At 71.5% G+C, this 13,931-nt stretch carries 14 protein-coding genes; 7 read left to right on the forward strand and 7 right to left on the reverse strand.

The features are described 5' to 3' along the window. Positions 1-39: 39 nt before the first annotated feature. Complete coding sequence (locus AB0B01_RS26145) at positions 40-1,437, forward strand: NAD(P)-binding protein (RefSeq protein ID WP_361723776.1); 1,398 nt, start codon at positions 40-42, stop codon at positions 1,435-1,437. A 17-nt stretch (positions 1,438-1,454) separates the two neighbouring features. Here the strand turns inward: AB0B01_RS26145 and AB0B01_RS26150 are convergent, their stop codons facing one another. Continuing rightward, positions 1,455-2,543 (reverse strand): ATP-dependent DNA ligase, encoded by a 1,089-nt coding sequence (locus AB0B01_RS26150; protein ID WP_361723779.1) that lies wholly within the window; start codon positions 2,541-2,543, stop codon positions 1,455-1,457. 75 nt (positions 2,544-2,618) lie between these two features. On the opposite strand from AB0B01_RS26150, the gene ligD reads away from it, so the two are divergent. Further along, positions 2,619-3,644, forward strand: a complete 1,026-nt coding sequence (gene ligD / locus AB0B01_RS26155; protein WP_361723782.1) for a non-homologous end-joining DNA ligase — start codon at positions 2,619-2,621, stop codon at positions 3,642-3,644. Between the two features lie 63 nt (positions 3,645-3,707). Here the strand turns inward: ligD and AB0B01_RS26160 are convergent, their stop codons facing one another. Continuing rightward, a complete protein-coding gene (locus AB0B01_RS26160; protein WP_361723785.1) occupies positions 3,708-4,196 on the reverse strand; it encodes a hypothetical protein in 489 nt (162 codons plus the stop codon). Positions 4,197-4,447: 251 nt separating this feature from the next. Between AB0B01_RS26160 and AB0B01_RS26165 the strand changes: the two genes are divergently transcribed. Both AB0B01_RS26165 and AB0B01_RS26170 read left to right on the forward strand, forming a co-directional pair. Continuing rightward, positions 4,448-5,170 (forward strand): alpha/beta hydrolase, encoded by a 723-nt coding sequence (locus AB0B01_RS26165; RefSeq protein ID WP_361723788.1) that lies wholly within the window; start codon positions 4,448-4,450, stop codon positions 5,168-5,170. 230 nt (positions 5,171-5,400) lie between these two features. Beyond that, a complete protein-coding gene (locus tag AB0B01_RS26170) occupies positions 5,401-6,255 on the forward strand; it encodes an alpha/beta hydrolase (protein ID WP_361723791.1) in 855 nt (284 codons plus the stop codon). A gap of 101 nt (positions 6,256-6,356) precedes the next feature. Here AB0B01_RS26170 and AB0B01_RS26175 read toward each other — a convergent pair whose 3' ends face one another. Continuing rightward, the gene (locus tag AB0B01_RS26175) at positions 6,357-7,013 is read right to left on the reverse strand and encodes a TetR/AcrR family transcriptional regulator (RefSeq protein WP_361723794.1); all 657 of its coding nucleotides are present in this window, start codon (positions 7,011-7,013) and stop codon (positions 6,357-6,359) included. Positions 7,014-7,108: 95 nt separating this feature from the next. Between AB0B01_RS26175 and AB0B01_RS26180 the strand changes: the two genes are divergently transcribed. Continuing rightward, positions 7,109-7,903, forward strand: coding sequence for a VOC family protein (locus AB0B01_RS26180; RefSeq protein WP_361723797.1), 795 nt, complete (start codon positions 7,109-7,111; stop codon positions 7,901-7,903). A gap of 69 nt (positions 7,904-7,972) precedes the next feature. Beyond that, positions 7,973-8,215, forward strand: coding sequence for a WhiB family transcriptional regulator (locus AB0B01_RS26185; RefSeq protein WP_356846271.1), 243 nt, complete (start codon positions 7,973-7,975; stop codon positions 8,213-8,215). A gap of 203 nt (positions 8,216-8,418) precedes the next feature. Here AB0B01_RS26185 and AB0B01_RS26190 read toward each other — a convergent pair whose 3' ends face one another. The 4 genes from AB0B01_RS26190 to AB0B01_RS26205 all read right to left on the reverse strand — a co-directional run bounded on the left by AB0B01_RS26190 (position 8,419) and on the right by AB0B01_RS26205 (position 12,661). Continuing rightward, complete coding sequence (locus AB0B01_RS26190) at positions 8,419-9,390, reverse strand: acyl-ACP desaturase (protein WP_361723801.1); 972 nt, start codon at positions 9,388-9,390, stop codon at positions 8,419-8,421. 315 nt (positions 9,391-9,705) lie between these two features. Continuing rightward, positions 9,706-11,349, reverse strand: coding sequence for an ABC-F family ATP-binding cassette domain-containing protein (locus tag AB0B01_RS26195; RefSeq protein ID WP_361723804.1), 1,644 nt, complete (start codon positions 11,347-11,349; stop codon positions 9,706-9,708). A gap of 274 nt (positions 11,350-11,623) precedes the next feature. Further along, on the reverse strand, positions 11,624-12,040 hold the full coding sequence (locus AB0B01_RS26200) for an SsgA family sporulation/cell division regulator (protein ID WP_361723807.1): 417 nt from the start codon (positions 12,038-12,040) through the stop codon (positions 11,624-11,626). A gap of 201 nt (positions 12,041-12,241) precedes the next feature. Beyond that, positions 12,242-12,661 carry a (4Fe-4S)-binding protein gene (locus AB0B01_RS26205; protein ID WP_361723810.1) on the reverse strand — a complete coding sequence of 140 codons (420 nt, stop codon included), beginning with the start codon at positions 12,659-12,661 and terminating at the stop codon, positions 12,242-12,244. A gap of 94 nt (positions 12,662-12,755) precedes the next feature. Between AB0B01_RS26205 and AB0B01_RS26210 the strand changes: the two genes are divergently transcribed. Beyond that, complete coding sequence (locus AB0B01_RS26210; RefSeq protein WP_361723813.1) at positions 12,756-13,814, forward strand: oxidoreductase; 1,059 nt, start codon at positions 12,756-12,758, stop codon at positions 13,812-13,814. Positions 13,815-13,931: the final 117 nt, after the last annotated feature.

A 13,931-nucleotide genomic window follows, 5' to 3' on the forward strand; every position in this document is an offset into this window, starting at 1 on the left:
TCGTCGTACGGTTCACCGGCTCGGGACTCGGGGGGCGCAATGGCACGTGTGCTGGTCATCGGCGGGGGTGTCGGAGGGCTTGCGACCGCGCTGCTCGCGGCACGGCACGGACACACCGTCGAGCTGTTCGAACGGGAGGTGCGTGCCCCGGGCACCGCCCTCGACCGGGACTTCTTCGGCTGGCGCCGGCCCGGCGTCCCCCAGGCGAACCAGCCGCACGTCCTGCTCGGCGCCGCCCGCGCCGTCCTGCGCGAGGAACTTCCCGACGTCCACCGGGAGATGCTGAGGCTCGGCGCCCGGGAGCGGCACGAGCTGGACTGGTTCGACGTACGCCCCTCCGTGCGCGCCGGCGACGAGGACCTCGTGATGCTCCACGCCCGGCGCATCGTGCTGGAGAGCGCCCTGGTCAGCGCCCTGCGCGCCGAACCGGGCGCGGTGGTGCACCACGGGGAGCCGGTGACCGGTCTGACGACGGCGCCCGGTCCCGGGGCCTTCGGGGTCCGGGTGACGGGGGTGGCCACGCAGGCCGGTGCGTACCCGTGCGACCTCGTCGTGGACGCGGGCGGGCGGCGTGGTGGCGCCGAGCGGTGGCTGGCCGCGGCGGGCTGCCGGCCGGCCGTGGTGGAACGCCACCGCACGGGGCTGGCGTACTTCTGCCGCTGGTACCGGCTGCCCGAGGGGATGGAGGAGGGGCCGCGGCGGCCGTGGACGGTGACCGGGGGGCCCTTCGCCGGGTGTGCCGTCTTCCCGGCCGACAACGGGGTGTTCGCCGTGACGCTGCTCGTCCACACGGAGGACACGACCCGTGCGGCGCTGCGCGATCCCGCCGTCTTCGAGGCCGCCGCGCGCTCCTTTCCGCCCGGCGAGGCCTGGCTGGGGCTGGGGGCCGACCCGCTGTCGGGCGTCCTGGCGGCGGCGGGCCTGGACAACCGGTGGAGCGCACTGGTGGACGAGCAGGGGCCGGTGGTGACCGGGCTCGTGCCGGTCGGAGACGCGCTGACGCACACCAATCCGACGCTGGGGCAAGGCATTTCGCTCGCCCTGTGGGCGGCCCTGAGGGTGGCCCGGACGGCGGACCGGGATCCCGGATCGGCGCGGTTCGCCACCGAGTACCACGCGTGGGCGGTGCGGACCCTGAAGCCGTGGTTCGACTTCCAGGTCGTGGCGGACACGGCTGTCGGCGAGCGGTTCGCGGCGCGGGCCGGGCGGCCGGGCCCGGCGCGCGAGATGGCCGCGCTGTTCGAGTGCGCGCTGGAGGACCCCGAGGTGATGCGGGCCCGGGCCAGGGTCCGCCACCTCGCCGAGCGGCCGGAGCGGGCGTACGCGGACCCGGAGGTACGGGCCCGGGTGGCGCGCTGGCTGGCGGCCAGGCCGGGCTACGTACCGCATGCGGTGGGGCCGGACCGGGAGGAGTGGGAGAAGCTGACGGCGGGGTGAGGCTGCGTGCGCGTGGCTCAGGGGAGCGGGGCGGTGGCGCCGGGGCCGCCGCCGAGCACCTCGGCCAGGTCGTAGTGGACGACCTCCTCCAGCTGGGCGTACGTGCAGCTCTCCGGCGTCCGGTCGGGCCGCCAGCGGCGGAACTGGGCCGTGTGCCGGAAGCGGTCGCCCTCCATGTGGTCGTACGCCACCTCGCAGACGCGTTCCGGACGCAGCGGCACCCACGAGAGGTCCTTCTTCCCCGTCCAGCGGCTCTGCGCGCCGGGCAGCCGGGCACCCTCGTGCGCGGCCTCCTCGGCCCAGGCGGCCCACGGGTGCCCCTCGACGTCGGCCATCCGCAGGGGGGCCAGCTCGTCCACCAGCTCGGCGCGGCGCCTCATGGGGAAGGCGGCGCACACGCCGACGTGCTGGAGGGCGCCGTGGGCGTCGTGGAGGCCGAGCAGGAGCGATCCGACAATCGGACCGCTCTTGTGGAAACGGAATCCTGCGATGACGACGTCGGCCGTACGCTCGTGCTTGATCTTGAACATGAGGCGCGCGTCGGGCCGGTAGGGGAGATGGAGCGGTTTGGCGATCACCCCGTCGAGTCCGGCGCCCTCGAACTGCTCGAACCACTCCTGCGCCAGTGCGGGATCGGTGGTCGCGGGCGCGAGATGAACGGGGGGCCGAGCGGTGGAAAGGGCGTCGACGAGGGCGGTACGGCGGTCGGCGAGCGGGGTGTCGAGGAGCGCCTCGTCGCCGAGGGCGAGCAGATCGAAGGCGATGAAACTGGCGGGGGTCGTCGCGGCGAGCAGCTCGACCCGGGACCGGGCGGGGTGGATCCGCTCGGTCAGCCGGTCGAAGTCCAGCCGCCCGCCGTGCACGATGACGATCTCGCCGTCCACCACGCAGCGGTCGGGGAGATTGTCCCTCAAGGCGGTCACCAGCTCCGGGAAGTACCGGGTCAGCGTCTTCCCGGTGCGGCTGCCGATCTCCACCTCGTCGCCGTCGCGGTGCACGATGGCCCGGAAGCCGTCCCACTTGGCCTCGTACTGCATGCCCGGCGGAATCTTGGCCACCGACTTGGCGAGCATCGGTTTCACGGGCGGCATCACCGGCAGGTCCATGTCTTCGATTCTGCGGTGGTACGTCCGGCCCCGCCCGGTATGCGCCCCGGGCCGGCCCCGCCTACCGTGGCCCACATGGGTGCATCCGGTAATGCGATCGAGCTGGACGCGGGCGGACGGACGGTACGGCTGTCCAACCCGGACAAGGTGTACTTCCCGGAGCGCGGCCTCACCAAGGGGGACGTGGCCCGCTACTACCTGGCGGTCGCGGACGGCGTCACCCGGGCCCTGCGCAACCGCCCCACCACCCTGGAGCGCTATCCCGACGGGGTCGAGGGCGAGTCCTTCTTCCAGAAGCGGGCCCCGAAGAACCTGCCGGACTGGATCCCGACCGCCCACATCGCCTTCCCCAGCGGGCGCACGGCCGACGAGATCTGCCCGACCGAACCGGCCGCCGTGCTGTGGGCGGCGAACCTGGGCTGCCTCACCTTCCACCCCTGGCCGGTACGCCGCGAGGACACCGACCGGCCCGACGAACTGCGCATCGACCTGGACCCGCAGCCGGGCACCGACTACCGCCATGCGGTGATCGCCGCCCACGAGCTGCGCGACGTACTGGAGGAACTCGGACTGCGCGGCTGGCCGAAGACCTCCGGCGGGCGCGGGCTGCACGTCTTCGTGCCGATCGAGCCGCGTTGGACGTTCACCGAGGTGAGACGGTGCGCGATCGCGATCGGCCGGGAACTGGAACACCGCATGCCGGGCAAGGTCACGACGGCTTGGTGGAAGGAGGAGCGCGGCGAGCGTATCTTCGTCGACTACAACCAGACGGCCAGGGACCGCACGATCGCATCCGCGTACTCCGTACGCCCCCGCCCGCACGCCCCGGTGTCGGCCCCGCTGCGCTGGGACGAGATCGACTCGGCCGAACCCCGCGACTTCGACATCGTCACCATGCCTGCGCGCTATGCCGAACTGGGGGACCTCCACGCGGACATGGACGACCACGCCTTCACCCTCGACGCAGCCCTGGAACTCGCGGCCCGCCTCGAACAGGACCACGGCCTGGGCGATATGCCGTACCCCCCGGACTACCCGAAGATGCCGGGCGAACCGAAGCGCGTCCAACCCAGCCGCGCGAAGAACGACGACAAGGACTGACCGCCTGCTGGTCCTGCCCGCCTGCTGGTCCTTACCGTGCTGGTCCCGCCCGCGCCCGCCCGATCAAGGGACGGGGCGCAGGACGGCCGTGTATCCCTCGCCGCCGTACAGGGACTCGTAGCGGATCTTGAGCGTGAGCCGCCGGTTGATCAGGTCCTCGACCTCGGCGTGCAACTGGGGGTCGTAGTCTGCGACACCCAACAGGTACTGCTCGTAATCGGTGGCGATGACCTCTCCCTCGTTGAAGGTCACCGCAGACGGGCGCACCGACAGGCGGGCACGGACGCGGTCGACACCGGGTGCGTTCCAGGAGCCGATCACCTCGCCGTCGACGGCGAGCGTGCTGTCGACGATGACCGCCGGGCCGAGCCCGGAGTTGACGAGCCGGATTCCTGCTCTGCCTCCCTTCGGCCAGCCGCGGTGCAGTTGGAGTATCGGGCGCACCGAGTGGCGGTTGTGCTGCCGTGTGGCGTGTGCCTGGTAGGCCGAGACGACCAGCGACCCGACAGCGATCACGACCGCGCATATCGCGGTGACGGTCTCTGCTTTCATCCCATCCCCCTGGTGAAGTCTCCAGGCGCAGACGCTATCCGAACCCGATCACCGTGTCGGCGGTGACGGAGCCTCTGCGAAAACCTGCTTGGCGCAGCACGGCGGCCACTGCTACGTTTCCGGAGGCCGTGCGAGAGAACGAGGAGGTGGTACCCGTGAACGCTGTATCGACATGGGTGCTCTCCTCCGGGGTCACGGTCGGGCGATAGGTCGTCCGGGAGCGCCGTTCCAGCACTCCCGAAAGGCACGACGTGCACTTCACTTCCGAGCAGCGCCTCGACGACGGCGTCCTCGCACGCGAATTCACCCTCGGCGAGATCCCCGGCACCTTGTGGACGCCTGAATCCGCCGCCCCGGTCCCACTGATCCTGATCGGTCACAACGGCGGCTTGCACAGGCGGGAATCACGGCTGGTGGCCCGGGCCCGGCATTCCGCGGCGTCGGGCTACGCGGTGGCCGCCATCGACGCCCCCGGGCACGGGGACCGGCCCCGTTCCGCCGTCGATGAGCAGGCTCGCGCCGACCTCCGCCGGGCGACGCAGGCCGGCGAGCCGGTCGACGAGATCTTCGAGTCCTTCATCGGCCCGCTGGTCGAAAAGGCGGTCCCGGAATGGCGGACCACCCTGGACGCCCTCCTCGCGCTGCCCGAGATCGGCGGCCCGGTCGGGTACTCGGGGATGACCGCCATCGGCATTCGCCTGGCGGTGGTCGAGCCCCGCATCGCGGCCGCCGGTTTCTTCGCCGGGGGTTATGTGCCCCGCGCCCAGCGCGAGGAGGCCCGGCGGGTCACCGTTCCGCTGCTGTTCCTGCTGCAGTGGGACGACGAAGGGAACCCCCGGCAGCGGGCCCTGGAGCTGTTCGACGCCTTCGGCGCCAAGGAGAAGACGCTGCACGCCAATCCGGGCGGACACACCGGTACCCCGTGGTTCGAGGTGGAGGACGGGAACCGGTTCTTCGGCCGGCACCTGAAGTGAGGCCGGGCCGTCAGGCCGGCAGCAGACGGTAGGCGGGGCCGGCCGGGATGCCGCTCAGCGAGGTGGGTCCCGGCCTCCTCGATGGCGGTGGCCGGTAAATGCACGACCGCCCCGATCACGGCGGTACCGGCCATCGGCGGTACCGGCCGGTCGGGGCGGCTCGGCGGCCGGGTCCTCTGCTCGTCGTGTCTCCCAGTAAGAACACGAACGATCGTGCTAATATTTCTCGCGTGTCTTCACTCATGAGCACGACCCTCAATCTCGCTGCCCGGATCGCGCCGGGCTTGGCCGGGCGGGCGGCGTTCGCGTTGTTCGTGCGGCCCATCGGTCGGCCCCGGCTGCGGTCCGACGAGGCCGGGCTGATGGCCGAGGCCGTGATCGGACGGCTGACCGTCGACGGCATACCGGTCACCACCTACCGCTGGGGCGACGGCGGCCGACCCGTCCTGGTGGTGCACGGGTGGACCTCGCGCGCCTCCCGCCTCGCCGGATTCATCGAGCCGCTGCGGGCCCATGGCCACACCGTCGTCTCCTTCGACGCCCCCGGCCACGGCGAGTCCGGCGGCCGGGCCACCACGATCCGCAGACAGCGCGAGATCATCCGCCGACTGCACGCCGAGCACGGGGACTTCTCGGCCGTGGTGGCGCACTCCTTCGGCGTGCTCGCCACCTTCTTCACGCTGCGGGACGGCATCCGGGCGGACCGGATTGTCGCCGTCGGCGGTGTCGCCGACTTCGACTACCTCCTCGCCGGCTTCCGGCGCACCCTGCACGTGGGGCCGGGCGTCGAACGCGCCCTGCGGACGTACGTCCAGGACCACCTCTTCCCCGACGAGCCCGACGTCTGGCCGCGGTTCGACGCCCGCCACCGCCCGGATCAGGTTCCGGCGCAGATCCTGCTGGTGCACGACCTCGACGACGATGTGGCCGCGCTCGACCAGTCCCGCGGCATCGCGTCGGCGTACGGGGACCGCGCCCGTCTGATCGAGACAAAGGGGCTCGGCCACCGCCGCATCCTCGCGGACCCCGAAGTCATCGCCGCGGCCGTCGAGTTCCTGGCGGAGTCGGCGCCCGTCGCTCGGTGACGGTGGCTGTCGCTCGGAGACGGTGGCCGTGGCGATGGCCGGGGGGCGTGGGTGTGGTGCTTGCTGTGGGCGGGGTCGTTGCGGTGACGCGCGTGGGCGGCTCAGCGCTCCATCGGCGAGGGCCGGTGCGGCAGGTCGTCCGGGGTGGAGGCCACCGCGCGCAGGCGGTTGAGGATGCCCCGCGCCGCGCGTTCGTAGGCGAGCGGGTCCTCGTGCAGGAGGGAGTGCGCGTTGGCGAGCTCCATCAGCGCGATGATCTCGAACGCCAACTGCGGTACGTCCTCCGGGCCGGCGTCGGCCCGGAAGCCGCCGTGGAGCCGGGCTTCGTCGAGGAGCCGCTCCACGTACTGCGTCCAGTCGGCGCGCGCCTTCGCGATCTCGTCGCGTACGGGGCCGGGGCGCGAGTCGAACTCCGCGGAGGCGGCGTAGAAGAAACAGCCACCCGCGAAGACCCGCCGCCCCGAGTAGTCGATCCAGCGCTCGCACAGCCGCCAGACCTTGCCGAGACCGGCGGGCTCGTCGCGCACGGGCTTGACGACCTGCTCCACGAAGACCGCCACCGCGGCGCGCACGGTGGCGAGCTGGAGGTCCTCCTTGGAGCCGAAGAGGGCGAAGACGCCGCTCTTGCTGAGCCCCAGGTCGGTGGCGATCTTTCCCAGTGACAGGCCCTCCAGGCCGTCCACCGAGGCGATGTCCACGGTGTGCTCCAGGACGGTCCGCCTGGTCTGGTTTCCGCGCTCCACGCGCCCGTCAGCCATGGCTCCAGCTTAGCGAACGCACGGTCGTCCAGTTTGTGGGGCGGCCGGTGTCAGTGGCGGGTGCCATGCTCGAAGAGGAGGGAAGGAGGCGGGCCATGCTCACCACGGACTACAAGGACGGCTCCCCGAACTGGGTGGACCTCGGCACGCCCGACATGGACGGCGCCGCGGACTTCTACGCCGGGCTGTTCGGCTGGGAGTTCCGGCCGGGAGGCGAGGAGGCCGGCGGGTACGGGATGTTCCGCCTCCGTGGGAAGACGGTCGCGGGCGGTATGGCCGTGACGGCGGAGCAGGGCCCGTCGGCCTGGACCGTTTACTTCCAGACGCGCGATGCGGACGCCACCGCGGCCGCCGTGGTCGAGGCGGGAGGTTCGGTGGCGTTCCCGCCGAGGGACGTCATGGACTTCGGCCGGATGGCGATCTTCGCCGACCCGTCCGGCGTGGCCTTCGCCGCCTGGCAGCCGATGCGGAACAAGGGCCTGGACGCCGTGACCGACGTCGGGACCCTGTGCTGGGCCGAGCTCTACACCGGCGATGTGGCAGCGGCCTCCGGGTTCTACCGCTCCGTCTTCGGGTGGGAGATGGCCGAGATGCCGTTCGAGGGCGGCGCGTACACCATGGTCAAGCCGGCCGGCACGGCGGACGGGGAGGCCTTCGGCGGCCTGGTACCGATCGCGGCGGACCCGGTGGAGGACACCGAGCAGCCGTACTGGACCCCGTACTTCGAGGTCGCGGACTGCGATGTGGTGGCGGCGAAGGCCGAGGAGTCGGGCGGCAAGGTCCGGATGAGCCCCGTCTTCATGGAGGGCGTCGGCCGCTTCGCCAAGCTGGCGGATCCCTACGGCGCCCGGTTCGCCGTCATAGCCAGTGCCCCGGCGTCCGGGGTGTGACGTGGAGGCGGCGGGGGTGTTGATCAGCCGTTGATCGGACGTCCATCGGCTGCGGTCAGGATCACCGGCATGTCGATGAACACCACTGCAGCCACCGCCACAGCCTGGTACGACCTCGCCCTCTGCGCCCAGACGGGGCCGGGCTTCTTCTTCCCGGAGCCGGGCTCGTCCCTGAGGGACGCGAAGCGGCTGTGCGGGGCGTGCGAGGGGCGGGCGGGATGCCTGGAGTACGCCCTGGCCAATGACGAGCGCTTCGGCGTCTGGGGCGGCCTCTCCGAGGCGGAACGCCTCGCCCTGCGTCCGCGCCGTTGAGCTGCTGCGGCTGGTCGGGTCGCGGATGACGGGTCGCTGCTTATTGTGTCGCGCCTTGTCCGTCGCTGATGCGGCCGCCGAGCGTCGACCGCCGCCGGGCCGACCCGGGGGAGCCAGGGAGGGTGCTGGGGCCAGGGAGCACGCGGGGTGTGCCTGCGCCCCGGCGGAGCGGGGCTCCGCCGGGGCGCAGGCGCCCGGTCAGCTCAGCCCTTGCGGGCCGCGAGGCGGGCTGCGCGGGCGGCCAGGCGCTCGTCGAACTTGCGGGCCTCGGCGTCCAGGCCGTCCATGTACAGGCCGAGCTCCTCCTGGGCCTTCTGCCCGTCCGGGCCGAGCCCGTCGATGTCCATGATCTTCAGGAAGCGGATCACCGGGCTGAGGACGTCGTCGTGGTGGATCCGCAGGTTGTAGACCCCGCCGATCGCCATCTGGGCGGCCATCCGCTCGAAGCCGGGCATGCCGTGTCCGGGCATCCGGAAGTTGACCACCACGTCCCGTACGGCCTGCATCGTCAGGTCCGGGGCGATCTCGAAGGCCGCGCCCAGCAGGTTGCGGTAGAAGATCATGTGCAGGTTCTCGTCCTGCGCGATGCGGGCCAGCATCCGGTCGCAGACCGGGTCACCGGACTGGTGGCCGGTGTTGCGGTGGGAGATGCGGGTCGCCAGCTCCTGGAAGGCGACATAGGCCACCGAGTGCAGCATCGAGTGGCGGTTGTCGGACTCGAAGCCCTCCGACATGTGCTGCATCCGGAAGACTTCGAGCTTGTCCGGGTCCACGGCGCGCGAGGCCAGCAGGTAGTCGCGCATCACGATGCCGTGGCGGCCCTCCTCGGCGGTCCAGCGGTGCACCCAGGTGCCCCAGGCGCCGTTGCGGCCGAAGAGCGTCGCGATCTCGTGGTGGTAGCTGGGGAGGTTGTCCTCGGTCAGCAGGTTCACGACCAGCGCGATCTTGCCGATCTCGGTGACCTTGGACTGCTCGGGGTCCCAGGCCTGTCCGTCCTCGAAGAACTCCGGGAAGTTGCGGCCGTCGCTCCACGGGACGTACTCGTGCGGCATCCAGTCCTTGGTGACCTTCAGATGGCGGTTGAGTTCCTTCTCGACCACCTCTTCCAGCGCGTACAGCAGCTTGGCGTCGGTCCACGCCTCCGAGCTGCCGAGGTGGGGAGAGGTGATTGTCACGGGTACTCCTGGGGACAAAGCGAATTACCTACGGTTCCGTAGCCTACGAACCCGTAGGTTAAGCGGAGCGTGAAGTCCCGCCAAGTCCCTGGCGTTCATATGACCGGTTACATCCCGTTATCTATGCAGTCTGTGCGGGTGTGGAAGCGGGTAAGCGGAACCAAAGTCACGCCGACAGGTGGCCCGGCGCCCTCGCCTTGACGGCGGCGGCGGGGTGATGCCGCTGGGAGCTGCCCGGGGATCGCCGGCGTGTGCCGGTCAGTCGTCCGTGAGCTGCCGGTCAGTCGGCTGCCGGCTGACCGGCCCTCGTCCGTGTCAGTGCCACAAGCGGGACCGGACGTCCTCCGCCGTGGTCGGTCGGAGCTCAACGTCGAGCAGCAGCCACCGGGTGATCCCCACCGACTCCAGGAACGGCAGATCGTGGCTCGCCACCAGCAGCGCACCCTCGTAGGACTCCAGGGCGCGCGTCAGCTGGCGCACGCTCGCCAGGTCCAGGTTGTTGGTCGGCTCGTCCAGCATCAGCAGCTGCGGAGCCGGCTCCGCGAGGAGCAGTGCCGCCAGGGCCGCGCGGAACCGCTCGCCGCCCGACAGGGTGCCCGCCGACTGGTCCGCCCGGGTGCCGCGGAACAGGAAGTGTGCGAGCCGCGCCCGGATCACGTTGTTCGAGGCCTGCGGAGCGAACCGGGCCACGTTCTCCACCACGGAACGGTCCGGGTCGAGCACGTCCAGCCGCTGCGGCAGGAACCGGGTCGGCACATGGGCCACGGTCTCCCCGGACAGCGGTGCGAGCTGCCCGGCGATGGTGCGCAGCAGGGTCGTCTTGCCCGAGCCGTTGCCGCCCACCAGCGCGATCCGCTCCGGGCCGCGCACCTCCCACTCGCCCGCGACCCGCGCTCCGTAGGCCAAGTGGAGATCGCTCAAGGTCAGGACCCGGCGCCCCGGCGGTACCTGCGTGGCCGGCAGTTCGATCCGGATCTCGTCGTCGTCGCGGACCGCCTCGACGGCCTGGTCCAGCCGCTCCTTGGCCTGCGCCAACTTTTCGGTGTGCATGATGCGGTGCTTGCCGGCCGATTCCTGAGCCGCGCGCTTGCGGGCACCCATGACGATCTTCGGCTCGCGCTTGGTGTCGTTCATCTTCTGCCCGTAGCGCTTGCGTCGCGCCAAGACGACCTGGGCGTCGGCCAGTTCGCGTTTCTGTCGCTGTACGTCGGCCTCCGCGACCCGCACCATGCGCTGGGCCGATTCCTGCTCGGTGGCGAGCAATTCCTCGTATGCGGTGAAGTTGCCGCCGTACCAGCGGACTTGGCCCTCGCGCAGGTCCGCGATCTGATCGACCCGCTCCAGCAGCTCCCGGTCGTGGCTGACCAGCAGCATCACCCCGGACCAGGACTCGACCGCCGCGTACAGGCGACGCCGGGCCCGCAGGTCCAGGTTGTTGGTCGGCTCGTCGAGCAGCAGCACGTCCGGGCGGGCGAGAAGCAGGGCGGCCAACCGGAGCAACACTCCTTCTCCGCCCGACAGTTCGCCGACCGTGCGGTCCAGGTCGATCCGGGCGAGCCCGAGCTGGTCGAGGGTGGCCAGGGCCCGTTCCTCCACGTCCCAGTCGTCGCCGACGGCGGCGAAATTGGCCTCGGTGGCCTCGCCGGCCTCGATCGCATGCAGTGCGGCGCGGGTGGCGCGGATGCCGAGGGCCTCGTCCACGCGTGATGCGGTGTCGAGGGTGACGTTCTGCGGGAGGTATCCGATGGTGCCGGATACGGCCAACTGGCCTGTGGTGGGTCTCAGTTCACCGGTGAGCAGCTTCAGGAGCGTGGACTTCCCGCTGCCGTTGAGGCCGATCAGACCGGTGCGGCCGGGACCCACGGTCAGCTGGAAGTCGTCGAAGACGGGAGTGCCGTCCGGCCACTCGAAGGACAGGGCCGAGCAGGTGAGGGAAGCAAGGGGATGGCGATGACTCATGGAGGCCTCCAGGTTGCGTGAGTGGTGCGTGCAACGCGGGGAGACAGCCGACGGTTTGAGTGACGGTCACGGTGGGGCGTGGGGCGTGGTGCTTGACGCCTGGTGCCTGTGGCCGGGCGGCTGGCGCCTGTGGCGGTGGCCGGGCCTTGGTGACGGTCGGGGTCGGTGTCTCGGACCTCAGACGAGCAATGTCCTGCTCCGTTTCGGCGGGGATGGGGCATTGACGAACGTACGGGCGGCCGGAGCCGCCCGCAAGCGAATATTCCGGTCGGCGTCAGTGGGGGTCGCGCATCAGCTCGGCCAGGCTGTGGTCCACGTCGAGGTAGAGGTGCTCCAGCCCGGGCGGGACGACGGTCGCGGCCCGTTCCAGGAACCGCTGCAGCTCGGCCGTCAGCATCAGCACGATCGCGACGCCCTCGGGTGCGTGGAACTCGATCGAGGTCCGGTCGGTGTCGTACGGGCGCAGGCGTACGTCGCCGTGGCCCGCCGGGCAGTCCAGGCCCGCTTCCAGCAGCTCGCGCCCGAAGGTCCAGGCGACCTCGACGCCTTCGAGCGTGGCCGGGGCCGGGAAGGACATGCGCACGGCGAAGGGGTCGGCACGGTCGTAGCAGAGCGTGACGGGTACGGTCTCGACCTTCGGCGCGGTGGCGACCAGACGGGCCTGCACGGACTGCTCGATAACAGTGATCAAGGCTCGGCTCCCTTGCGGCGGATCTGCGGCCGGGATGGGGGGTGGAACCCGGCAACCGGATAGACGCGGGATTCGGCAAATCCGTGCATGCGAAGTGACGTGAGCTGGGTCACCGATTGGCTGGAATGCGTCTGTTTGGTTGCTCAGAGTAATCGGCGAGGCGGGTGGGGAGGCGGTGGGGGTGTGTCGTGGTACGGATATTCAGGAAGCGCCGCAAGGGCCGCAGTGGTCGCAGAACGGCTGGTTCCCGCTCACTCCACAGGCGCAAAGCACTGCCCGGGTTTCGGTGCGAGCGGTCCCGTCCGCGGTTGTCACGCTCACTTCGCCGCGTACGGCGAGCTGCCCGGCGGGCGACCGCACGATCGCGGTCGGCCGGTCCGGCTGCTCCGCCGGGCCGTCGGCGAGCCGGTACTGGAGGGCGCCCGAGGGGCAGCGGCGGATCACTTCGGCGACCCGCTCCGGGTCGCTGCCGTCCGGCTGTATCCAGGGGCGCAGGCCCGTGTCGAACACCTCGGGCAGGCCGCGTACGCATTCGGCGGCGTGCAGGCAGCGACCGGTTTCGTAGGTGACGGTGATGTGTTGGCCGTTGTAGGCCTTGGGTTGGGGTTCGGTGGAGGGCATGGCTTCAGCCTGGAACTCGGTGACGGCGATGCACCCTGGACGGCGGATCCGGGGTGCATTAGCTTCCCGCGCCATGAGACTTCTGGGAGTTGGCATGTGCGCGGCTGCTCTGATGGTGGGGGTGCTGGCCGGCCCGGCGTGGGCCGGTGCGGGTGGTGGTGAGTTGGGTGCGGGGTGGGGGTGGGGGGTGAAGGAGACCGGGAAGGACGCCCGGTTCCGGGGGCTGGCCGCCGTCAGCAGGTCCACCGCCTGGGTTGCCGGGTCCAAGGGGACGGTGCTGCGCACCGTCGACGGCGGGCGCAGCTGGCGCGATGTGTCGCCGCCCGGCGCGGTCGCGGAGGGGTTGGAGCTGCGGGACATCGAGGCTTTCGACGCGCGGCGCGCGGTCGCCCTGTCCATCGGTGAGGGCGAGGCCTCGCGGGTGCTGCGTACCGAGGACGGCGGTGCGACCTGGACCGAGACGTTCCGCAACCCCGATCCGCGCTCCTTCTACGACTGCCTGACCTTCTTCGACTCCAGGCACGGGCTGGCGATGAGCGACCCGGTGGACGGGAAGTTCCGCATCCTCTCGACGGACGACGGCGGGCGCAGCTGGCAGGTGCTGCCGAGTACGGGTATGCCCGATGCTCTGCCCGGCGAGGCGGGCTTCGCGGCGAGCGGCCAGTGCCTCGTCAGCGCAGGGTCGCGCGATGTGTGGCTGGCCACGGGCGGAGGCGCCGTGGGCCGGGTCCTGCACTCGGCCGACCGCGGCCGCACCTGGCGCGTCGCCGAGTCGGGCATTCCGGCGGGCGACCCGGCCAGGGGCGTCTTCGCCCTGGCCTTCCGCGACCGTACGACGGGCCTTGCGGTCGGCGGTGACTACCGCACCGGCGAGGCGTCGCCGAAGGCGGCGTCCGTGTCGGCCGACGGCGGGCGCACGTGGAGCCCGGCGCAGACCCCGCCGCCCGCCTACCGCTCGGGCGCGGCCTGGCTTCCGCACACCCGGGGCGCTGCCCTGGCGGTGGGGCCGACGGGCACCGACGCGACAACGGACGGCGGGCGCACCTGGCACGCCCTGGCGCCGGGCTCGTTCGACACCGTCGACTGCGCCGGCGACGGGGGCTGCTGGGCGGCGGGGGAGAAGGGACGGGTGGGGCGGCTGGAGCGGGGGTGAGGTACCCGTAGGCGGGGTCGGAGGGGTTCGGGGGCGTCCCGTCAGTCGACTGTCCTTCCGTGTCGGTCCGGGCCGTCAAGGGCGCTCACTGCGTTCGCGTCGCTTCGCGATGGCCTT

Source organism: Streptomyces sp. NPDC044571, assembly GCF_040647115.1.
Classification (GTDB): domain Bacteria; phylum Actinomycetota; class Actinomycetes; order Streptomycetales; family Streptomycetaceae; genus Streptomyces.

Bases quoted from the DNA above. Each gene is read 5' to 3' on its own strand.
- AB0B01_RS26160 (WP_361723785.1), bottom strand. From the start codon at position 4,196: ATGAAAGCAGAGACCGTCACCGCGATATGCGCGGTCGTGATCGCTGTC.
- AB0B01_RS26205 (WP_361723810.1), bottom strand. From the start codon at position 12,661: ATGCCCTCCACCGAACCCCAACCCAAGGCCTACAACGGCCAACACATC.
- AB0B01_RS26150 (WP_361723779.1), bottom strand. From the start codon at position 2,543: ATGGACCTGCCGGTGATGCCGCCCGTGAAACCGATGCTCGCCAAGTCG.
- AB0B01_RS26195 (WP_361723804.1), bottom strand. From the start codon at position 11,349: ATGAGTCATCGCCATCCCCTTGCTTCCCTCACCTGCTCGGCCCTGTCC.
- AB0B01_RS26180 (WP_361723797.1), top strand. From the start codon at position 7,109: ATGCTCACCACGGACTACAAGGACGGCTCCCCGAACTGGGTGGACCTC.
- ligD (WP_361723782.1), top strand. From the start codon at position 2,619: ATGGGTGCATCCGGTAATGCGATCGAGCTGGACGCGGGCGGACGGACG.
- AB0B01_RS26145 (WP_361723776.1), top strand. From the start codon at position 40: ATGGCACGTGTGCTGGTCATCGGCGGGGGTGTCGGAGGGCTTGCGACC.
- AB0B01_RS26210 (WP_361723813.1), top strand. From the start codon at position 12,756: ATGTGCGCGGCTGCTCTGATGGTGGGGGTGCTGGCCGGCCCGGCGTGG.
- AB0B01_RS26185 (WP_356846271.1), top strand. From the start codon at position 7,973: ATGTCGATGAACACCACTGCAGCCACCGCCACAGCCTGGTACGACCTC.
- AB0B01_RS26175 (WP_361723794.1), bottom strand. From the start codon at position 7,013: ATGGCTGACGGGCGCGTGGAGCGCGGAAACCAGACCAGGCGGACCGTC.